Source organism: Lederbergia sp. B243.17, assembly GCF_057657925.1.
Window position 1 is genome coordinate 63230 of sequence record NZ_JBWBKF010000014.1, and the last position, 21405, is coordinate 84634.

At 48.7% G+C, this 21405-nt stretch carries 22 protein-coding genes; 20 read left to right on the top strand and 2 right to left on the bottom strand.

The window, feature by feature from the left end; genetic code table 11:
- Positions 1–87 precede the first annotated feature (87 nt).
- Complete coding sequence (locus AC0TWI_RS01030) at positions 88–1386, bottom strand: hemolysin family protein (protein WP_488124477.1); 1299 nt, start codon at positions 1384–1386, stop codon at positions 88–90.
- 192 nt (positions 1387–1578) lie between these two features.
- On the opposite strand from AC0TWI_RS01030, the gene AC0TWI_RS01035 reads away from it, so the two are divergent.
- The 6 genes from AC0TWI_RS01035 (at position 1579) to AC0TWI_RS01060 (ending at position 8868) form a co-directional block, all read left to right on the top strand.
- Positions 1579–2355, top strand: coding sequence for a hypothetical protein (locus tag AC0TWI_RS01035; protein WP_488124478.1), 777 nt, complete (start codon positions 1579–1581; stop codon positions 2353–2355).
- A gap of 237 nt (positions 2356–2592) precedes the next feature.
- The gene (locus tag AC0TWI_RS01040; protein WP_488124479.1) at positions 2593–3672 is read left to right on the top strand and encodes a D-alanine--D-alanine ligase; all 1080 of its coding nucleotides are present in this window, start codon (positions 2593–2595) and stop codon (positions 3670–3672) included.
- 18 nt (positions 3673–3690) lie between these two features.
- Positions 3691–5064 (top strand): UDP-N-acetylmuramoyl-tripeptide--D-alanyl-D-alanine ligase, encoded by a 1374-nt coding sequence (locus AC0TWI_RS01045; protein WP_488124480.1) that lies wholly within the window; start codon positions 3691–3693, stop codon positions 5062–5064.
- A gap of 163 nt (positions 5065–5227) precedes the next feature.
- Positions 5228–6688 carry a degradosome RNA helicase CshA gene (gene cshA / locus AC0TWI_RS01050; protein WP_488124481.1) on the top strand — a complete coding sequence of 487 codons (1461 nt, stop codon included), beginning with the start codon at positions 5228–5230 and terminating at the stop codon, positions 6686–6688.
- A 190-nt stretch (positions 6689–6878) separates the two neighbouring features.
- Positions 6879–7361 (top strand): PH domain-containing protein, encoded by a 483-nt coding sequence (locus tag AC0TWI_RS01055; protein WP_488124482.1) that lies wholly within the window; start codon positions 6879–6881, stop codon positions 7359–7361.
- A complete protein-coding gene (locus AC0TWI_RS01060; protein ID WP_488124483.1) occupies positions 7351–8868 on the top strand; it encodes a PH domain-containing protein in 1518 nt (505 codons plus the stop codon). Before AC0TWI_RS01055 ends, AC0TWI_RS01060 begins: the two co-directional genes overlap by 11 nt.
- Here AC0TWI_RS01060 and AC0TWI_RS01065 read toward each other — a convergent pair.
- The gene (locus tag AC0TWI_RS01065) at positions 8797–9399 is read right to left on the bottom strand and encodes a rhomboid family intramembrane serine protease (protein ID WP_488124484.1); all 603 of its coding nucleotides are present in this window, start codon (positions 9397–9399) and stop codon (positions 8797–8799) included. The genes AC0TWI_RS01060 and AC0TWI_RS01065 overlap by 72 nt on opposite strands.
- A 56-nt stretch (positions 9400–9455) precedes the next feature.
- Here AC0TWI_RS01065 and acpS point away from each other — a divergent pair, with 56 nt between their 5' ends.
- From acpS to AC0TWI_RS01135, 14 genes are all read left to right on the top strand, one after another.
- Entirely contained in the window at positions 9456–9806 is a 351-nt protein-coding gene (gene acpS, locus AC0TWI_RS01070; RefSeq protein WP_488124485.1) for a holo-ACP synthase, read from the top strand.
- Between the two features lie 846 nt (positions 9807–10652).
- Positions 10653–11669: a LolA family protein gene (locus tag AC0TWI_RS01075; protein WP_488124503.1), complete on the top strand. Its 1017-nt coding sequence runs from the start codon at positions 10653–10655 to the stop codon at positions 11667–11669.
- Positions 11670–11887: 218 nt separating this feature from the next.
- Positions 11888–13063 (top strand): alanine racemase, encoded by a 1176-nt coding sequence (alr, locus tag AC0TWI_RS01080; RefSeq protein WP_488124486.1) that lies wholly within the window; start codon positions 11888–11890, stop codon positions 13061–13063.
- 218 nt (positions 13064–13281) lie between these two features.
- Positions 13282–13563, top strand: coding sequence for a CopG family ribbon-helix-helix protein (locus AC0TWI_RS01085; RefSeq protein WP_488124487.1), 282 nt, complete (start codon positions 13282–13284; stop codon positions 13561–13563).
- A gap of 4 nt (positions 13564–13567) precedes the next feature.
- Complete coding sequence (gene ndoA, locus AC0TWI_RS01090; protein WP_488124488.1) at positions 13568–13918, top strand: type II toxin-antitoxin system endoribonuclease NdoA; 351 nt, start codon at positions 13568–13570, stop codon at positions 13916–13918.
- A gap of 224 nt (positions 13919–14142) precedes the next feature.
- The gene (locus AC0TWI_RS01095; protein WP_488124489.1) at positions 14143–14976 is read left to right on the top strand and encodes an RsbT co-antagonist protein RsbRA; all 834 of its coding nucleotides are present in this window, start codon (positions 14143–14145) and stop codon (positions 14974–14976) included.
- Entirely contained in the window at positions 14973–15329 is a 357-nt protein-coding gene (locus AC0TWI_RS01100) for an STAS domain-containing protein (protein WP_488124490.1), read from the top strand. The genes AC0TWI_RS01095 and AC0TWI_RS01100 overlap by 4 nt, the downstream gene beginning before the upstream one ends.
- Positions 15330–15332: 3 nt before the next feature.
- Positions 15333–15734, top strand: a complete 402-nt coding sequence (locus AC0TWI_RS01105; protein ID WP_488124491.1) for an anti-sigma regulatory factor — start codon at positions 15333–15335, stop codon at positions 15732–15734.
- A 13-nt stretch (positions 15735–15747) separates the two neighbouring features.
- Positions 15748–16755 (top strand): SpoIIE family protein phosphatase, encoded by a 1008-nt coding sequence (locus AC0TWI_RS01110; protein ID WP_488124492.1) that lies wholly within the window; start codon positions 15748–15750, stop codon positions 16753–16755.
- A gap of 73 nt (positions 16756–16828) precedes the next feature.
- A complete protein-coding gene (locus AC0TWI_RS01115; RefSeq protein WP_488124493.1) occupies positions 16829–17158 on the top strand; it encodes an anti-sigma factor antagonist in 330 nt (109 codons plus the stop codon).
- The gene (rsbW, locus tag AC0TWI_RS01120; RefSeq protein WP_488124494.1) at positions 17158–17631 is read left to right on the top strand and encodes an anti-sigma B factor RsbW; all 474 of its coding nucleotides are present in this window, start codon (positions 17158–17160) and stop codon (positions 17629–17631) included. Before AC0TWI_RS01115 ends, rsbW begins: the two co-directional genes overlap by 1 nt.
- Complete coding sequence (gene sigB, locus AC0TWI_RS01125) at positions 17609–18403, top strand: RNA polymerase sigma factor SigB (RefSeq protein WP_488124495.1); 795 nt, start codon at positions 17609–17611, stop codon at positions 18401–18403. The genes rsbW and sigB overlap by 23 nt, the downstream gene beginning before the upstream one ends.
- Entirely contained in the window at positions 18400–18996 is a 597-nt protein-coding gene (locus AC0TWI_RS01130) for a PP2C family serine/threonine-protein phosphatase (RefSeq protein WP_488124496.1), read from the top strand. The genes sigB and AC0TWI_RS01130 overlap by 4 nt, the downstream gene beginning before the upstream one ends.
- Positions 18997–19085: 89 nt before the next feature.
- A complete protein-coding gene (locus AC0TWI_RS01135; RefSeq protein ID WP_488124497.1) occupies positions 19086–21260 on the top strand; it encodes a Tex family protein in 2175 nt (724 codons plus the stop codon).
- The last annotated feature ends 145 nt before the right edge of the window (positions 21261–21405 follow it).

Genomic DNA, 21405 nt, shown 5'->3' on the forward strand with positions numbered 1-21405 from the left:
AAACAAGCCAGGCATGTACAACTTTGTACATGCCTGGCTTGTTTTTGAAAAGGCGGATCAGGAGTCGATATCCTGATCCGCCTTTTCTTATGCTTCTTCTTTCTTCACTTCGATTTCGCTGATATGGGACCCTTCCATTTTGCGGACATGAAAGGAGTAATGCTCGGCCGAAATAATATTCCCCTCTTCCAAGTCGTATTGCTGGGTAAGCAGCCAGCCGCCGAGGGTGTCGACCTCATCGCCCTTCAAATGGGTGCCGAGCATGTCGTTCACTTCTTCAATCAAAATTTTGGCATCCAGCAAGAAGTGGTGATCGCCTAGTTTGCGGACATACGGGATTTCATCTACATCGAATTCGTCCCGGATTTCACCGACAATTTCCTCAAGGATGTCCTCGACCGTCAAGATACCAGCAGTGCCGCCATACTCATCGAACAGAACAGCCATATGGTTCCGTTCTTTCTGCATTTTCACGAGCAGGCTCTGGATCGGTACAGTTTCAATAACACGGATGACCGGCTTGACATAGGGGAGAATCGGTGCCTCATCGTCACAGGATCCGTCGATGCAATCAGTCAAAAATTCCTTCACGTTGACGACGCCGATGATGTTGTCCTTGTCTCCGTCCGTGACAGGATAGCGGGTATAACGTTCGCCCTTGATCGTTTCTATAATTTCACTAATAGGCGCCGATACATCGATCGTGAATACTTCGATTCTTGGAACCATGATTTCCTTGGCAATCCGGTTATCAAACTCAAAAATCTTATTTACATATTTGTATTCGGACTGATTGATTTCCCCACTTTTCAAGCTCTCCGATAAAATGATCCTTAGCTCTTCTTCAGAGTGGGCCATCTCTCCTTCGCTTGCCGGCTTCAGTCCCATCAGCCTCGTAATGAATCGGGCGGATCCATTCAGAATCCAGATGAAGGGAAACATGATCTTGTAGAAGATCACGAGTGGCCTGGCAAAGATCAGCACGACGCTTTCCGCTTTGTGAATGGCAAAGTTCTTCGGCGCCAATTCCCCAACAACGACGTTGAAAAAGGTAATCGTCACAAATGCGATGATGAAGGAAAGCACACTCGCTACGGAAGAAGGAAGATCCAGCCTTTCGAACAGGGGGTTCAGAATCACTTGGACGGTCGGTTCGCCGAGCCAGCCGAGTCCGAGAGCAGCAATCGTGATTCCGAGCTGTGTCGCGGATAAATAACCATCGAGATTGGAAAGCACTCGCTTGGCAATCGGCGCTTTCGGATTTCCTTCAGCGATCAATTGGTCAATCCTTGAACTTCGCACTTTTACGATGGCAAACTCTGATGCAACGAAAAATGCGGTCAGGGCAATAAGTAAGATTACAAGCAAAAAATTGATGGTAACCATGGTTTGTTCTGCATCCAGCCCGGAGCCGGAAACAGAATTTCACCTCCCAACATTCAGATATGTATACTTTACCCATTCAGCGAAGGTTAATCATCTTTTGATCGAAATATAAGGTGTACAATGCCAAAATTTGATATGATGGAAAAAAAGTGAATCAATCATCCTATAATTGGTTGCGTGGAGGGTCTTTCCTTGAAAAAGCATGCAGGGCGCGATATCATCTTTGTTCAAATCCATCATACTGGACGCTTTGTCCTTTCGTACGGCATCGGTTTTTCTGAATTTTTGCAAGGACTTCCAAATCAGCCGCAAAATATTCTGCTGCTGCAACATCGGTTTGCCGATGGCAGCTACAATATGCATACGAGACTTGAGTATGCAGACGGGACGGGGATTGCGAAGCTGATGGCTGAAGATGTTTACGGATATGGGGATTTCTGCTGGATTGATTTTGAAGATGAGTATTCATTGGATGCACTGAGTGGACAGGAAGTTGCCGAGCTTCTGTACCTCGGGCATATGAAGGACCATCTTAAACTCCCTTTTTATCCGAAGCTCCGGAATGAATATGCCTACCTCGCCCATAATGACGGATGGTTCAACAAGGTCTACTTCAAATCCTGGGATCCCTTCTTTGGAATGCTCGGTTCTGTCCTTTCGTCAAAGGTAAGCGAGCAGAAAGAAAAGGGGTTGTTTCCGCTTAGAAGAAGAAATACTTGTCCGCCGGTTCCTGCGCAAATCCTTTATTCGTTCGTCAGTGAAATGAAGGACGGGGTCGTATTTTCAGTTGAAAAGGCAACGAAGACTAGAGGCCAAATCGAAATCCCGATTTATGTAATGGATGACTATTACGGCATGGATGCAATGCTTGAGGAATATGATGCCAGAATGACCGGACCTTCGCAGGGGAAAATCATTTTCGACCGCAAGTCTGGTGATTGGCAGGTTTTGGCGAAAGGAAATAGCTGAGAAGAATCGCAATCCCACATAGGGACTGCGATTCTTTTTTCAAAAAGAGACTCTGTGAAAAAAGCGGCAATAGGGGAGAAGTAGGATTTTTCTCTTCTTCCGATCTTTTTTTAGCAAAAATCACACCTTAAAGCGGCAAATGCCATATAATAAGATGGGCGAAAGCCGGAGACTTATTTTGACAAACGGTGCCGCAAATACGTGGCCGATTTTTTGTTTTGTCTGGAGGATGGAAAAATGAAAAAAAATATTTGTTTATTATATGGCGGTAAATCCGCAGAACATGAAGTTTCTTTGAAAACAGCAAAATCTGTGATCGAGGCACTGGATCAGGAAAAATTCAATATTCATTCCGTATTTATTTCGAAAGACGGGAGCTGGAAGAAGGGTCCCCAGATTCAAGGGCCGCTTGAAAATGTCGACCAACTGACGGATGTCAAAGGTGGGGCGATTGCTCCGGGAAGCCTGACAACCGAGCTTGCTGAGAAAAACGAGGGAATGGCAGCCGGATTTGATGTTGTCTTTCCGCTTTTGCACGGACCGAACGGGGAGGATGGCTCTGTCCAAGGACTGCTCGAGCTGTTGAATTTGCCATATGTCGGCAACGGAGTGCTTGCTTCGGCTGCGGGCATGGACAAGATTGTGATGAAAAATATTTTTGCACAGGCAGGGCTTGCCCAAGTGAACTATGTGTCATTCGTCAAATCCGAATGGATGGCAGCGAAAGAACAGGCATATGAAAAGACGGAAAAGGAACTGGGCTACCCATGTTTCGTCAAACCGGCGAACCTCGGATCAAGCGTCGGCATCTCTAAATGCGATAACCGGAGCGAACTTGAGGCAGCTTTTGCCGAAGCCTTCCGTTTCGACCGGAGAATCATCATTGAAGAGGGCGTCACAGCAAGGGAGATTGAAGTAGGGGTTTTAGGGAATGACAATCCTGAATGTTCTGTTGCGGGGGAAATCATTCCGAAGAAAGATTTCTACGATTATAAAGCGAAATACGAAGACGGCGATACTGCCCTTGTCATTCCGGCTGATATCCCGGAAGATGTCTATGCGGAAATTAAGGAAATGGCGATCCGTTCGTTTAAGGCGCTCGATTGCTCAGGACTCGTGCGGGCCGATTTCTTCCTCACCCAAGATGGAAAAGTGCTGATCAATGAAGTGAACACGATGCCAGGCTTTACACCGGTAAGCATGTTCCCGCTTCTTTGGAAGCATACTGGGCTCAGCTACCCGCAATTGATCGAAAAACTCGTGGAACTGGCCATTGAGAGACACCAGGAAAAGCAGGAGATCATTCATACATTTTAAAGATCCAGGAGGGTCGAAATGAAAAAGACAGTAAGAAGGATTGCCGAAATGATCGGCGCGGAATATGCTGAAGGCTATGAGGATCGGATGGTTGAGGGCGTCAGCATTGATTCGCGCAAAATTGAACCCGGCAACCTTTTCATCCCATTTAAAGGCGGCCAGACGGATGGCCATCAATATGTGGAGGCATCGATCGAACAAGGGGCAGGCGCGGCTTTCTGGCAAAAAGATGTCCCTAATCCGCCGCAGGATGCCCCGCTGATTTTTGTTGATGACACGCTTACTGCCATGCAGCAGCTTGCAGCAGCGTATAGGGATGAGCACAAAGCGAAAGTGATCGGCATTACAGGAAGCAACGGAAAAACAACAACGAAAGACATCGTTTCCTCCATCATCGGCGAAACCTATCGGGTTCATAAAACCGCCGGCAATTACAATAACCATATCGGGCTGCCATTCACGATTCTGTCGATGCCGGAAGAAGCAGAAGTGGCTGTGCTTGAGATGGGTATGAGTGCAAGGGGAGAAATTTCACTCCTCTCGCGAATCGCCAGGCCGGATATTGCCCTCATCACTAATATCGGGGAAGCCCATCTCCAAGACTTGGGGTCGAGAGAAGCGATTGCCGAAGCAAAGCTTGAAATCGCCGATGGGCTGACCCAAGGCGGCACACTCATCTATCCTGGTGCCGAGCCGCTGCTAGCGGAGAGGGTCGGAAAGCTTTCGGGCCTCAACTTGGTTACCTTCGGAGAAAATTCACATTATACTCTTTATCCGGGAACCGTAGACATCACTGCGGAAGGGAGCGGATTCACCGTTCCTGAACTTGGGGATGAGTCCTTTTACCTGCCAATCCCGGGCATGCACAACGTCATGAATGCGCTCGCCGCACTGCTGGCAGCAAGGGAAGCGGAAGTGCCTGTCGAGGACATGAAAAAGGGTATAAAAAAAGTGAAACTGTCAAGCATGAGAATGGAATGGCGAGAAGGAGCAAACGGGATCAAGGTGCTGAACGATGCATACAACGCAAGTCCCACTGCCATGAAGGCGGTTATTAGCCTTGTGGAAGAAATGGAGCCGGAACGCGCTAAAGTTCTCGTGCTCGGTGATATGCTGGAGCTTGGCGAACAGGAAGCCGAATTCCATGAGGAAATCGGCAGAGGCTTGGATCCGGTGAAGGTGAAATATGTCTTTACATACGGAGCAAGGGCCAGCCATATTGCAGAAGGGGCGGTTCATGCGTTCGGCCGGGACAGAGTGTTTTCCTTCACGGAAAAAGATGAATTGATCCGTTCACTGCAGGAAAAACTAATCGGGGGCGAAGTCGTCCTTGTCAAGGCGTCCCGGGGGATGAAACTGGAGTCCGTCGTGGAGGCCCTCGCAAAAAGCTGATGGACTTCAATTGTAATCGATTCGTTTTAATGGTAGAATAAGCAACATCGTTTACACCTTTTCGCGCAGCTCTTATCGAAAAATAAGAGTGCCATACGTTCCCCGCAAAGACCGGGAACCGGCAGAAATCTCGTTATGAGATATCAAAGGAGAATGAAAAACATTGACAAAGTTTTCTGAGTTAAACCTTAGCCCTGCGATTGTAAAAGCAGTTCAAAGAATGGGCTTTGAAGAAGCAACACCGATTCAGTCAAAAACGATTCCACTAGGTTTGGAAGGCAAGGATATCATCGGCCAGGCCCAAACTGGAACAGGTAAAACGGCAGCATTCGGCATACCGTTAATAGAGAAGCTTGATATCACCCAGTCCCACGTGCAAGGGATCATCATCGCCCCAACACGCGAACTGGCTATCCAAGTTTCAGAAGAACTCCACAAAATCGGCCAGGATGCGAGAGCAAGAGTGCTTGCTGTGTACGGAGGCTCCGATATCCAGCGCCAAATCCGCTCTTTGAAAAGAGGCCCGCATATCATCGTCGGGACACCAGGACGGATTCTTGACCACATCAAACGCCGCACGCTGAAGCTTGACCGTGTCCATACGCTCGTCCTTGACGAAGCGGATGAAATGCTGAACATGGGCTTCATCGATGACATCGAAGCCATTCTCTCTACAGTGCCGGAAGACCGCCAGACATTGTTGTTCTCTGCGACAATGCCAGGACCGATCCGCCGCATTGCTGAGCGTTTCATGAAATCGCCGGAAGTGGTGAAGATTGAAGCGAAGGAAATGACTGTTCCTTTGATTGAACAGTATTTCGTAAAAGTTCCTGAGCGCGAGAAATTTGATGTGCTTTCCCGCCTGATCGACGTTCACTCTCCGGAGCTTGCAATCGTCTTTGGCCGCACGAAGCGCAGAGTCGATGAACTGGCAAACGCGCTTACATTGCGCGGATACACAGCAGAAGGCATCCATGGCGACTTGAGCCAGGCGAAGCGTCTTTCCGTCTTGAAAAAGTTTAAAGAAGGCAAGGTCGATGTCCTCGTTGCAACAGACGTGGCGGCGCGCGGATTGGATATTTCCGGTGTCACACATGTTTACAACTACGACATTCCGCAGGATCCTGAGAGCTATGTGCACAGAATCGGCAGAACAGGCCGTGCCGGCAAGGAAGGGATGGCCATCACTTTCGTCAGCCCTCGTGAAATGGGTTACTTGCGTATCGTTGAACAGACCACAAGGAAACGGATGCAGCCGATGCGTCCGCCAACTTATGACGAAGCCCTTGAAGGCCAACAGCGGATCACTATGGATAAATTGGATGAAACGATCCGTGAAGGCAACTTGGACGAATACCGCTCCGTTGCAAATGAATTGATGGAAGAACATGGCGATGCCGTTTCCATCATTGCAGCTGCGTTGAAGGTCTTGACGAAAGAACCGGACAAAACACCTGTTCACATTACAGAAGAGCGTCCGCTTCCATCGAAGCGTGACAAATACCAGGGCGGCGGAGGCGGAGGCGGAAACCGCAACAGACGCGGCAAGCCCGGCCAACAATCATATAAAGGCAGCAGGAAGCCGCAACAACGCCGTTCTTCCAGCAGCAACAGAAGGCCCTAAGTAAAGGATTCCGCTCAAGCGAAAGAGCGGTGCCCTATAAGAGCTCGCTCAAAAGCGTAAGCGATCATACACGCAAGAAAAAGCAACCGGTCCTCCCGGTTGCTTTTTGTATTTTACGAACGAAAAGGCTGAGGGCTGAAACTTTTTGCTTCTATTCACGTATGAAAGAGAGACAAAAGGAGGAAGCAACATGAACTATGAACCGCCATCAAAGCAGATATCAAAACGGGGGCTGAAAGTCTGGCGCATTGTTGGAGCCATCAATTCCCTCATTACCGCAATCGTTGCAGGTGCCGTCATTTTCGCTGGCCGACACTTTGACTGGCCTGGCTGGATTTTGTATGCAGCAGGCGCAGCTGCCATTATGTATATGATTTTTTCGATTTTTATCATCCCGTCAGTCAGATGGAAACGATGGCGCTATGAAGTGCGCGAACAGGAAATTGAACTTCAGCGGGGCGTATTCATCATGCAAAGGACACTAGTTCCGATGGTTCGGGTCCAGCACGTCGATACGTCACAAGGGCCGATATTGAAGAAATTCAACCTTGCGACCATCTCAATTTCTACCGCTGCAACCACTCATGAAATTCCTGCTGTCGACATGCAGGAGGCGGAAGAACTTCGCCATTCCATTTCAGCACTGGCAAGGGTGGCTGAAGATGATGTATGAACCGAAGCGGCTGCATCCAGTGTCGATGGCTTTTCAAGTGGCGAAAACAATTAAGGAAGCACTCATTCCGCTGGCGATCTACGGTTTCGTCTACTTGAAAAATTGGCGGGCAGGTGAAAAAGGATTTCTCGAGAACCTGCCGCTGCTGATTGCCGTACTGGTCCTTATTTTGCTCATCGCTACATCTCTCTTGCGGTGGGTCCGTTTCACATACCGAGTAGAGGACAGGGAACTTCGAATTGAACAGGGAATTTTCGTCAGGAAGAAACGGTATATTCCTTTTGAGAGGATTCAAAGCCTCGATTTTTCAGAAGGGATTCTGCACCGTCCGTTTGGACTGGTAAAAGTGAAAATTGAAACAGCTGGCGGGAGTTCGGAGAAGGCCGAGGCCGAATTGACGGCAATCCAGAAGGCGGACGCCCTGGCTCTGCAAGAACTGATCCTTTCATCGAAGTCAAAGGCAGTATCAGAAGAGGAGGAAGAGACACGGGAGGCGATTTTATACAAAATCACCCATCCCCAACTGCTCTTTCTGGCAACGACTTCAGGACGGGCTGGCGTCATCTTTGCCGCGGTGCTAGGATTTGCCTCACAATTCCAGGACATGATCCCGTATGATTTGATTTTTCGGGAATTCGAACAGCTCGTTAAAATCGGTGTCTGGTTCATCTCTGCGCTCGTCCTTTTCACGCTTGCGCTCGGCTGGCTTGTCTCAGTGCTCATTGCCTACTTAAAATATAATGATTTCACCTTGAAGAAGGTGGCAGATGATTTTGTCATTACGAGAGGGTTGCTGGAGAAGCGGACAACGACAATCCCGATTAACAAGATCCAGGCGGTGAAGATCAAAGAAAGCCCGTTCCGTCAGCCGTTCGGCTACGCGAGTGTCTCGCTCGAAACAGCAGGGACTCCGGACGGCGAGGGTGTGGGGGACAGCTTGCTCTTTCCTGTCGTCAAAAAGAATGAGATTGCCGCCATGCTGCAGCCCCATCTGGGCGAATACCGGTTTGATCTACCTGTTACCCCGGTTCCGCTGCGGGCAAGGAGCAGATACTTTTTCACCAAGCTGTTAATCACCATCCCAATTGCAGCCGGTCTCTCCTATGCTTTTTACCCTTATGGATTGTTTGCGTTTTTGCTTGTCGGGGCCGCTGTTTTAGCAGGTCATCTCCAATACCGTTCTGCTGGAGCCGAAGTGATGGGGAAACAGCTCGTTCTGCGCTACCGTGATTTTGATCAGCAGACCGTTTACATGCTGAAAAAGAGAATTCAGTCTATGGATGTTTCGGTCAATCCTTTTCAAGGGAGGGCAGAACTTGCAACTTTGCATGCATCTGTTATGAATGGCAAAGGCGGTTTTTCGATGAAGGTCAAACATCTTGACGCAAAAAATGCTGACTTCTATTATGAGTGGTATCAGCCGGATGCCTCCCGTTCAAAAGAAGCGGATCGTTCTCGTTTTGCACAGCAGAAGGCCGATGAGGAAACCGCTGATCAAGCCGAATAGATGACCGGTCGTGTTTACATTTGGCTGGAAGAACGTCATGATCATCCCGATGGCAGCCATGGGCAGGATTACTTGCATGCCTTCCCGGGGCATGGCCCCTCTCTGGAAAAGCATAATCGCGAGGTAAATACCGAATAAGCCAAAGATGGCCCCGCTTGCCCCGATGTGGGAGAAGTAAGGAGGCTTGAGTGCAAAAGACGCGATGTTTGCGCCGATGCCACTGGCAAGGTAAGCGATGAGAAAAGCAGTTTTTCCCAAAGCGCGCTCCAGCGCCGGGCCAAAAAGCACAAGGGAAAACGTATTAAATAGCATGTGAGAAAATCCGAAATGAATGAAAATCGGCGTGACCAGGCGCCAATATTCCCCATCGGCAATAAACATATTTGTTCCGGCAAACAGGTCGAAAACCGTGGTTTCCGGAACAACCTGCAATTTCAACCCTACGTATAGGAGAAGATGGAACGCGGAAATGATGGAAACGACAGGATACAAAGAGAGAAATTCACGAAAGTTTTCCGTTCGTACAAACATAGTGCAGACCCCTTTCTATATGATAGGACATTTTGAATCAGAAGGAAGTTGATTCTATGATAACAGGCATCGGGCTGGATGTGGTAGAAACCGGACGGGTGGAAACTTTGCGCAAACGTCAGCCCCGCTTCCCTGAACGGGTGCTGACGCCGGCCGAATTGGACATTTACGGCTCTTTAAGCGAAAAACGGAAGACGGAATTTCTTGCCGGGAGGTTTGCCGCCAAAGAAGCTTATGCAAAGGCGTTTGGAACAGGGATCGGCAGTTCGCTCTCCTTCCAGGATATCGAGATTTGCTGGGATGAGCACGGAAAACCGCAGATCGCCGGCCCGGCAGCCGGATGCGCACACCTGTCCATCACCCATACTCAAGCATATGCCGCCGCACAGGTGATTATTGAGAAATAAAAAATGAAGACCCGGAACTGAATCCCGGGTCTTCATTTTTTTGTGCAAAAGTAACCTGTATCATATCAGAAAAAGGATGATAATAAAGGCGGAAAGGTTCGCAAGGAAGATGTGAAAGGGCGCTTGCCGCAACATTATTGGTTTTGTAAAAGACGATGCCATAAAGAAGGCTATTAAAAAAAATGAAAAATACGTCATACGCAACCACGATTCCGATTCCCATAGTGAAGTGCCCACTTGTCGCCCCTAACCAGCCGCCCTCCGCTTTTCGTTGTCCAGCTCCGGGCGCCATCGGCTCGAGGTCGCTTCGAAAAAGATCAGGTGGGTTGGGAAAGCACTCACCCGCTCTTTTCCTCCAGCGCTTGTCGCCGATAGGCAGGCGCCCTCCGCTTTTCTTGATGTCCAGCTCCAGTCGCCAGCGACTAGCAGATTTCGAGATTCTTCCTACGATAAGTCAACATCGGCTCCTTCGTCGCCGTGTTTCCTTTATCTCGTCAGAATCCCTCCAATCTGTACGTCGCTAAACGGCGCCCTCCGCTTTTCTTTGTCCAGCTCCGGGCGGCAGGGGCTCGAGGTCACAAGTCAAGAAGGAAGAAAGGCTGGGAAGCGCCTTTTTTCCTTCTCGTCTTGTGCTTGTCGCCCCTAACCAGCCGCCCTCCGCTTTTCTTTGTTCTATCTCGACTGTTTGTCTCATATGATTTTAATGCATCAGGAGAGACGAGTCTGGGGCGGGTGAAATGGTTGTTTGTGCGGGGCGTCCGTGTTTTTGGCAGACAGTTGATTTTGCCCGGTCCGGCTGGCTCTCTTTCATTCACGGAAAATGAGACAAATAAAGGGGTTGAAGGAATGAGAAAGGGGATCTGGCTGCTCGGGATGATGCTGTCTGCGCTTGTGTTGCTGTCGGCATGCGGAGCGAAGTCGCAGCAGGATGTGACGGCGGATTTGCAGGAGAAGGTGGGAGGCATGAAGGGGTATAAGGCGAAGGCCGAAATGACCCTCCAGGTCGGGAATGAGCCGCAGTCGTATGAAGTGGATGTGTGGCACAACAAGCCTGGGGATTACCGGGTTCATCTGAAAAATCCGAAGAAAGAACAGAGTCAGATGATCCTTCGCAATAAAAGCGGTGTCTATGTTTTGACGCCTGCATTGAACAAGAGCTACAAATTCCAGAGTGAATGGCCGCAAAACAGCAGTCAGGCATATTTGTACGAATCGCTTGTAAAGGATGTCATGGAGGATAAAGACGCAACGTTCAAAGAAACGGATGATCATTTCGTTTTCCAGACAAAAACCCGCTATAAAAACAATCATATGCTGCCTAAGCAGGAGATCACTTTTAAAAAGAAAACACTGGAGCCGGTCAGCGTCACTGTGATGGATACGGATTCGAACCCGGTCGTCAAGGTCCAGTTCTCTAAGGTGGACTTTAACGCAAAGTTTGACAAGGACGCATTTGAAGAGAAGAAGAACATGACGGCTGCCCAGCTTGACGTTCCGGTCAGCGCAGGTCAGGCGGCGACGGACTTCGCAGTGAAATATGCAATGGCGGAAATCCCGAATGTCTCGCTTTTCGAGGAAGAGACGGTCAAGACCGAAAACGGCAAGCGTGTTTGGCTTTCTTATACTGGCGAGAAATCCTTCACTTTGGTTCAAGAACAGGCGGATGCCGTGCCGGCGGCCTCGATGAATACCGTAAAGGTGGAAGGTGATATGGTAGACCTCGGGTTCAGCATCGGTGCGATGACACCTCATTCCATTTCATGGACAGAAGACGGGGTCGATTATACGCTCATCTCCCAAGATCTGAGTCCTGATGAGATGGTTGCAGTCGCGCAGTCGGTCCAAGGCGGATCAGTCAAATAGAGAAAAAGTCCAGTCATGCTATATTGATGAAATGACAAACAGACGGTGCTCCCGGGCGGAGACATCGTCTGTTTGATTTTTTATCCGCCGCTCCATGACATTTTTCTGCTCTGTTTTCCATGATGTAAAACTGTTATGAACCAATGTTTTTTTGTGCGCTTTTTCAACGGGTGTTATAATCGTCTTTGCTAGTAATCCGTTTCAGGGAAGTGGGATCATTGACAGAACAAGAACAACATCAGTTTTTCCGTGAGACATGGGCGGAAATAGACTTGGATGCACTATATACGAATATGAAATCGATTATTGGCTGCTTGCCGAAGGGGACAAATGTTTTTGCGGCAGTCAAAGCGAATGCTTATGGGCATGGTGCCCTTCACTGTGCCCGGACCGTCATGAATGCAGGCGCCCGCGGTCTGCTGGTAGCCATGCTTGAAGAGGGGATAGCTTTGCGAAAGGCAGGGATTCAGGCTCCGATTCTTGTGCTCGGCGCGACGAATCCGGCCTATGCCCCGATTGCGGCCCGGCACCGGATTTCCCTGACGGTTTTCGGAGAGGGTTGGATTGCCGAGGCCGGGAAGACACTCGCAGCCACAGGAGAAAAACTGCCGGTCCATTTGAAATGTGACACCGGTATGGGCAGGCTTGGCATCCGGACCGCAGAAGAACTGCAAAGACTGGAAAGGATGATCCGCGATTCGAAGGAAGTGATTTTCGAGGGAATTTATACGCATTTCGCCACGGCGGATCAGATTGACGAGGATTACTATGAAATGCAGCTCTCGCGTTTCAAAGAGTTCGTGCATTCCCTCAAAAAACTGCCGGCCTACATCCATGCCGCCAACAGCGCAAGTGCGCTTTACCATCAAGATGCGATTTTTAATGCAGTCAGGATCGGGATTGCGCAGTACGGCCTGTCGCCGTCAGAGGAAATCAAGCCGTTTCTGCAAGTTCCGCTCCGCCCTGTTCTTTCGCTGCACTCGAAAATTGTGCATGTGAAAAGGATCAGCGCAGGGGAAAGCCTCGGATACGGTGCCACTTATACGGCTGCAAAAGCGGAGTGGATTGCCACAGTCCCGATTGGTTATGCCGATGGCTGGATCCGCCGGCTGCAGGATTTCGAGGTGCTGGTTGACGGGAAAAGAGCACAGATTTCCGGAAGAATCTGCATGGACCAGCTGATGCTGAGAATCCCGGGCCCGCTTCCGGTCGGCACAAAGGTGACACTTATCGGCAGCCAGGGTGATGAAACGGTCACCGCAGATGATGTAGCAGCGTGGATCGGGACCATCAACTATGAGGTGACCTGTATGATCTCGAGCAGGGTGCCCCGGGTCTATCTGTCAAATGGCAAAGTTGCCGCCACAGAAAATCCGTTATTGGATGACTGCTGATGAAAACGGTGTCGAAGTGGGAAAATATTGATGACTTTAAGAAGGAATTTACCAATTCAGGCAGAATACATGTAAGAGGCAACATTTATAAGGCCATAATAGAGAAGAGTCTTTGCAATCCGTCCTTTTGATGGTATGATTAATTTTGATTAAGGCTGTATTATTTTGAACGCACTTATAATGAATAACGGTTTGCAGTAATGGTGGAGGTGTAGTTTGTGTCTGAGTCCAGCGCAACAAGGGAAATAATGGTTCGATTGCCGCAGCAGCTGCTTGCTGAGCTTGACGGTTTCGCTGAATTGGAGAACGTCGAACGTAACGAGTTTATTTATCTTGCTACAAAAATGTATCTTCGTGAGCGAAAAAAACGGCAAATTATTGAATCCATGAGACGGGGATACATGGAAATGGCAAAAATCAATTTGGCCATTGCGTCTGAGGCAATCCAAGCGGAATACGAGGCGGAAAACACTATCGTACGGCAAGTAAGCGGGGGATAAACCTTTGATCGTGAAACGTGGTGACGTGTATTTCGCCGACCTATCCCCAGTAGTCGGCTCAGAACAGGGCGGTGTCCGGCCTGTGCTTGTTATCCAAAATGACATCGGCAACCGATTCAGCCCGACTGTCATCGTAGCAGCCATCACCGCCCAGATCCAAAAAGCCAAGCTGCCGACGCATGTGGAGATTGATGCGAAAAGGTACGGCTTTGAACGGGACTCGGTTATTTTGCTTGAACAGATCCGGACAATCGACAAGCAAAGGTTGACAGACAAAATTACTCATCTTGATGAGGAAATGATGGAGAAGGTCGACGAAGCTCTGCAAATCAGCTTGGGGCTCATCAGTTTTTAAGGCGCTCTGTTTTTGGACAGCAGCGTTTTTTTATACATAGAACCTGTCCTTTACCATCCATTTCCTCCGCCTCCCCCGCTATTGCCTGCCCCTTTCCTGCTGCCAAACTCCGCCAAAATATGCCTGGCATTTGTATTTCCCATCCGATTATTGATAAAATCAGACCATACGGCTTTTGTATGCAAAGAAGTCATGGATCCGAACGACAGATTGGAGATGAACTAATGGATAAGAAGATTGCAAGCTACATCAGGTCTCATGAGGATGCCCTGCTGGAGGAATGGATGGGGCAGATGAAAGAGCAAAGTGATGAGCGTGCGCTGAACACCATTTCTGATAAAATTTTTTATAATACGAGCAAGGAGTTTCTGGAGCTGGTTGTATCCAGCATCCTGAATTCAAATGAAAAGCATATCCAGAAAATCGGAGAATTCTCGGAGAACATCATCCGTCTCGGATGGCCGCTGACGTTCATTACGAGAGGCCTCCGTACTTTGAATTTCCTAATCTATGAGAAGATGGCCAATGATGAGGAATTGGGTGCACAGGAGCTGAATCAGCTTGTCCATGATTTCGACAATTGGTTGACGCCGATGTACAACCAGGTGATCGAAGAGTATTCGGCTGCTTGGGAGAAGACGGTCTCGCTTCAGAAAATCGCTCTTCAGGAGTTATCCGCTCCGCTCATTCCTGTTTTTGAAAAAATTTCCATCATGCCGCTCGTCGGCACCATCGATACTGAAAGAGCAAAATTGATCATGGAGAATCTGCTGACAGGCGTTGTCAAGCATCGTGCAGAAGTGGTGCTGATTGATATAACGGGCGTGCCGGTTGTCGATACGATGGTGGCGCACCATATTATCCAGGCCGCCGATGCCGTTCGTCTTGTCGGGGCAAGATGCATGCTGGTCGGCATCAGGCCGGAAATTGCACAGACGATTGTCAGTCTCGGCATCAATCTGAGCCAGATTACGACAACGAGCACGCTGCGCAAGGGGATTGAAAGAGCGTTGGAATTCACAAACCGGAAAATTGTGTCAGTGGAGGGATTGCAGTGAGAATACCGATTTTAAAACTAAAGGATTGTCTTCTCGTCTCCATACAATGGGAACTGGACGATCATACAGCTCTGCAGTTCCAGGAAGATCTCCTGCACAAAATACATTCGACGAGTGCACGGGGAATCGTCATCGATATAACTGCCATTGACTTTATAGATTCATTTATTGCTAAAGTTCTCGGAGATGTCATGGACATGTCCAAATTGATGGGAGCCAAGGTCGTCATTACTGGAATCCAGCCTGCTGTCGCCATTACCCTGATTGAGCTCGGCATCCGCATGGAAGATGTCATGACAGCCCTCGATCTGGAAAACGGCTTGGACAAACTACAACAGGAACTGGGGGATTAGCCTATGGAACTGCAGTCCTGCGTGAAAATTTCAAATGAATGGGACATCGTAGCAGTTCGCCAGCTAGGCAGAAATGTGGCTAAGGAGCTTGGATTTGGGACCGTTGACCAGGCCAGAATCACGACTGCAATCAGCGAATTGGCTCGAAACATATTTTTATATGCGGGCAAGGGAGAAGTGTCCATCGAGAAAGAAAGCAGAGACGGAAAGAACGGACTCAAAGTAACTGCGAAGGACAGCGGACCCGGTATAAAAGATATCCGCAAAGTAATGGAAGACGGATATACGACATCGGGAGGTCTGGGAGCAGGATTACCCGGCGTAAAGCGCCTTATGGATGAGTTCGACATTCTGTCAAAAGTGGACGAAGGCACGACGATCACAGCTGTCAAGTGGCTCCGCTAGGAGGTAGACTGGTATGGATTTTCAAGAGACTGTTGAGGCAAAATATAGAGAAATCGTGGATAGTTACTTGAAGGATCAAAATGAACAAGTGCTTTATCAGGGCCAGAAGCTGAGCCGGAAGCTGATTGAGCACAATATTTTTCCCGAGGAAATCATCAGTCTTCATAAAACCATCATGCTTGAAAATGGAACCGCCCCAAAGAATGTAATAGATTCCTTCGATGTTTTGCTGGAAGTGATGATGGGCTACGGGCTTGCCTACCGCGAGCACCAAAGCCTGCGCACTCAGCAGCAGGCGTTGAAAAATGAGATCGAGATTGCGGCGAATATGCAGCAGACATTGCTTGGAACGACCATTCCTGTGGCGGAAGGCGTAGAAATCGGGGCAATCAGTGTGCCGGCACGGCAAATGAACGGGGATTATTACCATTTTGTCAAAGATGAAAATCAATGTATCGGAATTGCGATAGCGGATGTAATCGGCAAGGGGATTCCTGCCGCCTTGTCCATGTCGATGATCAAATATGCAATGGACAGCTATCCGGATAACCGGCACAAACCCGGCATGATTTTGGAGAGCCTGAACCGGGTCGTTGAGCAGAATGTCGATCCGAGCATGTTTATAACGATGTTCTATGGCGTCTATGATCCCGGGAAAAGTCAGTTCCGCTATTCGACGGCGGGGCATGAGCCGGGTTTTTTCTATGACGCATCCGAGCGGGAATTCAAGGACATTTGCGGCCGCGGGCTTTTGCTCGGCATTGACAAAAAGACGAAGTATAAGGAATACGAGCTCGGTTTGGATATCGGAGACATGATCATTCTGCTGTCTGACGGCGTTACCGAGTGCCGGACAGACGAAGGGTTCATCGAGCGGGAGGATCTTGTCGGCTATATCGGAAAATATATCGACCTTGCGCCTGGGGAAATTGTCACCAATCTTTACAAAGATTTGGAAAGATTGCAGGAATTTGAACTCCGGGATGATTTTACACTCATTATTTTGAAAAGAACGGAATAATTTTATGTTTGACCCTCCTTTTAACGGGGTATTGATAAACAGTACATTAAATGGTTTAGAGGGGTGGATGTTTGTGAACATTTCAATTGAGGTGTCAGAGACAGGAAATGAAGTGAATGTAATACTCGCCGGGGAAATCGATGCCTATACGGCACCGCAGCTGCGGGAAGCTGTTATGGAGAAGGCGGAACAGAAAGAGATCAGCATGAAAATCGATTTATCGGGCGTTTCTTATATGGACAGCACCGGGCTCGGTGTTTTTGTAGGGCTTTTTAAAATGCTGCGCGCCAATGAAGGAGATCTGATCTTGGTCGGCATGTCGGACAGACTGAAGAGATTGTTTGAAATCACAGGTTTGGCAGATGTAATGGACATTAATACCGAGGTAGAGGGTGGAGTATAATGAGTGAAGCTTTTGATTACATCGAAATGAAGATACCTGCGAAGCCGGAGTATGTTGGTGTCATAAGGCTCTCTCTGTCAGGCATTGCCAGCAGAATGGGATTTACATACGACATGATCGAGGACTTGAAGATTGCAGCGAGCGAAGCGATCACGAATGCGGTCCAGCACGCCTACAAATCGGAAGAAGGCGGAGAGGTTGTTGTCGGCTTCGGTCTCTATCCTGACCGCCTGGAAGTGATGGTGGCAGACTCCGGGAAAAGTTTTAATCTGCGTGAAACCCGCAATGCTACAGGCCCGTACGAAGAGGATATCCAAGTGGAATTTCTTCGTGAAGGAGGCTTGGGTCTGTATTTGATTGAAACTTTGATGGATGAAGTGAAAGTTCATCAAAATGAAGGGGTAACGGTCCATATGACCAAGTACCTTGAGGGAGAGCAGGTGGAGAGTGATGCCGAAACAATCTCAACCTGACCACTCGAAAACCGAGGTGAATGAATGGATTCGCGCCTACCAGGAGCATGAGGACGAAGAAGCACAGAACAATCTTGTTCTTCACTACAAAAACCTTGTTGAATCCATCGCCCGGAAGTATTCGAAAGGCAAGTCCTATCATGAGGACATTTTTCAAGTCGGAATCATCGGCCTACTCGGCGCCATCCGCCGCTACGACGAGTCATTCGGCAAGTCGTTCGAGGCATTTGCGATTCCGACTGTAATCGGCGAAATCAAGCGTTTCCTTCGCGACAAAACGTGGAGCGTCCATGTGCCGCGAAGAATTAAGGAATTGGGCCCGAAAATCAAAGCGGCGATTGAAGACCTGACCCGCGAGCTTCAGCGTTCGCCGAAAATCGAAGAAATCGCCTCACATCTGGAAGTTTCAGAGGAAGAAATCCTGGAAGCGATGGAGATGGGCAAGAGTTATCAGGCATTGTCCGTCGATCATTCGATTGAGGCTGATTCAGACGGCAGCACGGTCACGCTGCTTGACATCGTCGGATCAGTCGACGATGGATATGAAAAGGTGAACCAGCGTCTTGTACTTGAGAAGGTACTCCACGTATTGACCGACAGAGAACGGATGATCATCCAGTATACATACCTGGAAAATATGAGTCAGAAAGAAGCTGGAGATATGCTCAATATTTCTCAAATGCATGTATCCCGCCTGCAGCGAAGAGCGATCAAAAAACTTCGAGAGGCGATTCATGCTGAAACACAGAGTACGGAGAGTTCGACTCTATGATTTTTTTAGAAAACAATCACTTGGAGGCCTATGCATTCCAAACGGCGAAGAACAGTAATGAGTTCTGCGGCGACAGCTACTACTTCACAGTCAATGATGACTATTTCCTCTGTGTGGTAGCTGATGGCCTGGGGAGCGGAAAGTATGCGTTTGAAGCTTCTCAGGCGGTCGCATCCGTCGTGAGGTCAAACCCCGAGGAAGACATTGACACATTGATGGATTTTTGCAACAAGGTGCTTTTGCGCAAAAGAGGAGCAGCCGTGGCGATTCTGCGGGCGGATTTCCGTACGTCTGAATTTGAATACAGCTGCGTCGGCAATATCCGGTTTTATTTATATACGCCGTCAGGCAAGCTGATTTATCCGATGCCTGTCACGGGGTATTTGTCAGGAAGACCGCAAAAATTCCGCACGCAGAAATATTCATACGAACCGAATTCACGATTCCTGATGCATTCGGATGGATTCATCAACGTGAATACCCGGGAAATTCTCGGGAACAGCCGTTCACTTTCATTATTGGCTGAGCAACTGAAAGAGAAACAAGTGAATTCGTCAGACGACATGACCTTTGTTATTGGAAGCCTGCTCTAAGCTGAGTGGGTTTTTATTTTTGTCCGGGATGGAAATGTGATGCATCAAACGATATGATAAGGACAGTTTAGAGGAAATGAGGGATCCTTATGGAGAAAGAAATGATCCAGGAGGAAGAATTGCTGAAGGGACTGGCGCGGGATCTGGGCCTTCAGTCAAAACAGGTCCGCAGTGTCATTGGCCTGCTTAATGAAGGGAACACAGTCCCTTTCATCGCGCGTTACCGAAAAGAAGTGACGGGGGCGCTGGATGAGGTTCAAATACGCGATATAATGGAAGGCTGGAATTACATACAAACGCTGGAACAGCGGAAGTCTGATGTCATCCGTCTAATTGAGGAACAGGGAAAGCTGACAGATGAACTGGAAGCAGACATTCGCAAAGCTGATAAACTGCAAATCGTGGAAGACCTTTACCGTCCTTATAAACAAAAGCGGAGAACAAAAGCATCTGTTGCAAAAGAGAAAGGGCTTGAACCGTTGGCTGACTGGCTGCTAACTTTTCCGAAACAGGCAGATATCGGGAAAGAAGCCTCCAAGTACATTTCAGCGGAGAAAGAAGTGGCAAACGCTGAAGAGGCGCTTACCGGTGCAAAAGACATCATCGCTGAGCAGGTCTCAGATGATGCGGACATTCGACAGTGGGTAAGGAAAGAGACCTTTCAGTCCGGAAAAGTCGTCTCCTCGGCAAAAAATCCTGATAAGGACGAAAAGAAAGTATACGAAATGTATTTTGAATACGAGGAACCGGTAAAAAGAATTGTTCCTCATCGTGTGCTTGCATTGAACCGCGGGGAGAAGGACGATATTCTTCGCGTCTCCATACAGGCTGACTCTGAGAAAATTCTCCGGTCGATCAACAAGAAATGGATCCGTCAAAGCCACTCTCCGGCAGCTGCTGTGGTGGAGGAGGCAATTGCTGACGGCTACAAGCGCCTGATTGCCCCTTCAATCGAACGGGAAATCCGTAATGAGCTGACCGAAAAGGCGGAAGAGCAGGCGATCCACATTTTCTCTGAGAACTTGAGAAAGCTCCTGCTGCAAGCGCCGCTGAAAGGAAAGCTCGTTCTAGGCGTCGACCCGGCTTACCGGACGGGGTGTAAGCTTGCTGTCGTTGACGAGACGGGCAAGGTTCTTCATATCGGTGTGATCTATCCGCATCCGCCTAGAGCAAAACGGCAGGAAGCATTTGAACAGGTGAAATCGATCATTGAAAAGTACGAAGTGGAAATGATCGCTATTGGCAACGGAACGGCCTCACAGGAAACTGAACAATTTATTGTCGATGTACTTAAAGAGCTAAGAGGGGACATCGCTTATGTCATCGTGAATGAGGCGGGTGCAAGCGTCTACTCTGCTTCCGACTTGGCACGCGAGGAGTTTCCTGATCTTCAAGTCGAGGAAAGAAGTGCCGTTTCAATCGCCAGACGCCTGCAGGATCCACTCGCGGAATTGGTGAAAATCGATCCGAAATCCGTAGGCGTCGGTCAATACCAGCACGATGTGTCACAAAAGAAGCTGAACGAATCACTCTCCTTCGTTGTCGAGACGGCGGTTAACCAGGTCGGCGTGAACGTTAATACAGCATCCGCATCTTTGCTTCAGCATGTGGCCGGTCTCAGCAAGACGATTGCCCATAACATTGTCCGTCAGCGTGAGGAAAGCGGAAAGTTCACCGACCGCAAACAATTGAAGAAAATTCCGCGGCTCGGCGCCAAAACATATGAACAGGCAATCGGTTTTATGAGAATACCGGAAGGATCAGAACCGCTTGATGCAACACCGATCCACCCTGAGAGCTACCCTGAAGTGAAAAAACTGCTCCGTTCGCTCGGTCTCACTCCGGAAGACCTTGGCAGCCAAAAGCTGATCGATGCACTTTCCGATTTGCGTTTTAAGGAAACGGCGGAGGAACTTGGTCTTGGTGAAATGACACTTCAGGACATCACAGCATCACTCATGCAGCCGGGCAGGGACTTGCGCGATGAAATGCCAAAACCGCTATTGAAGAAGGATCTTCTGAAGCTGGAAGATCTAAAGCCCGGAATGGAACTCCAAGGCACAGTCCGTAATGTAGTCGACTTCGGCGCCTTTGTTGACGTCGGCGTCAAAGAAGACGGCCTCGTCCATATTTCCAAGCTGAGCAACCGCTTTGTCAAGCACCCGCTCGACGTCATCTCCCTCGGTGATATCGTGACCGTCTGGGTGGAAAAAGTGGATGTCGACAAAGGAAGGCTTTCCTTGACGATGCTAAAAAGTGAGTAGGAGGAAGAGGCTGGGACAAAACCCCCTCTAATCTGAAAAAAGCCGGCGAAATTTTACGATGAGTAAAATTTCGCCGGCTTTCATTATTTTTCATAAAAGATAAGGACCACTTCTGATAAAATTAAGTTACCACACCAAATCATAT

Excerpts from the sequence above, each read along its gene's own strand:
- rsbW (WP_488124494.1), top strand. The coding sequence starts at position 17,158 with ATGAGTGAAGCTTTTGATTACATCGAAATGAAGATACCTGCGAAGCCG.
- AC0TWI_RS01065 (WP_488124484.1), bottom strand. The coding sequence starts at position 9,399 with ATGTTTGTACGAACGGAAAACTTTCGTGAATTTCTCTCTTTGTATCCT.
- AC0TWI_RS01030 (WP_488124477.1), bottom strand. The coding sequence starts at position 1,386 with ATGGTTACCATCAATTTTTTGCTTGTAATCTTACTTATTGCCCTGACC.
- AC0TWI_RS01110 (WP_488124492.1), top strand. The coding sequence starts at position 15,748 with ATGGATTTTCAAGAGACTGTTGAGGCAAAATATAGAGAAATCGTGGAT.
- AC0TWI_RS01105 (WP_488124491.1), top strand. The coding sequence starts at position 15,333 with ATGGAACTGCAGTCCTGCGTGAAAATTTCAAATGAATGGGACATCGTA.
- AC0TWI_RS01075 (WP_488124503.1), top strand. The coding sequence starts at position 10,653 with ATGAGAAAGGGGATCTGGCTGCTCGGGATGATGCTGTCTGCGCTTGTG.
- AC0TWI_RS01135 (WP_488124497.1), top strand. The coding sequence starts at position 19,086 with ATGGAGAAAGAAATGATCCAGGAGGAAGAATTGCTGAAGGGACTGGCG.
- acpS (WP_488124485.1), top strand. The coding sequence starts at position 9,456 with ATGATAACAGGCATCGGGCTGGATGTGGTAGAAACCGGACGGGTGGAA.
- AC0TWI_RS01130 (WP_488124496.1), top strand. The coding sequence starts at position 18,400 with ATGATTTTTTTAGAAAACAATCACTTGGAGGCCTATGCATTCCAAACG.
- sigB (WP_488124495.1), top strand. The coding sequence starts at position 17,609 with ATGCCGAAACAATCTCAACCTGACCACTCGAAAACCGAGGTGAATGAA.
- AC0TWI_RS01045 (WP_488124480.1), top strand. The coding sequence starts at position 3,691 with ATGAAAAAGACAGTAAGAAGGATTGCCGAAATGATCGGCGCGGAATAT.
- AC0TWI_RS01040 (WP_488124479.1), top strand. The coding sequence starts at position 2,593 with ATGAAAAAAAATATTTGTTTATTATATGGCGGTAAATCCGCAGAACAT.
- AC0TWI_RS01095 (WP_488124489.1), top strand. The coding sequence starts at position 14,143 with ATGGATAAGAAGATTGCAAGCTACATCAGGTCTCATGAGGATGCCCTG.
- AC0TWI_RS01060 (WP_488124483.1), top strand. The coding sequence starts at position 7,351 with ATGATGTATGAACCGAAGCGGCTGCATCCAGTGTCGATGGCTTTTCAA.
- AC0TWI_RS01055 (WP_488124482.1), top strand. The coding sequence starts at position 6,879 with ATGAACTATGAACCGCCATCAAAGCAGATATCAAAACGGGGGCTGAAA.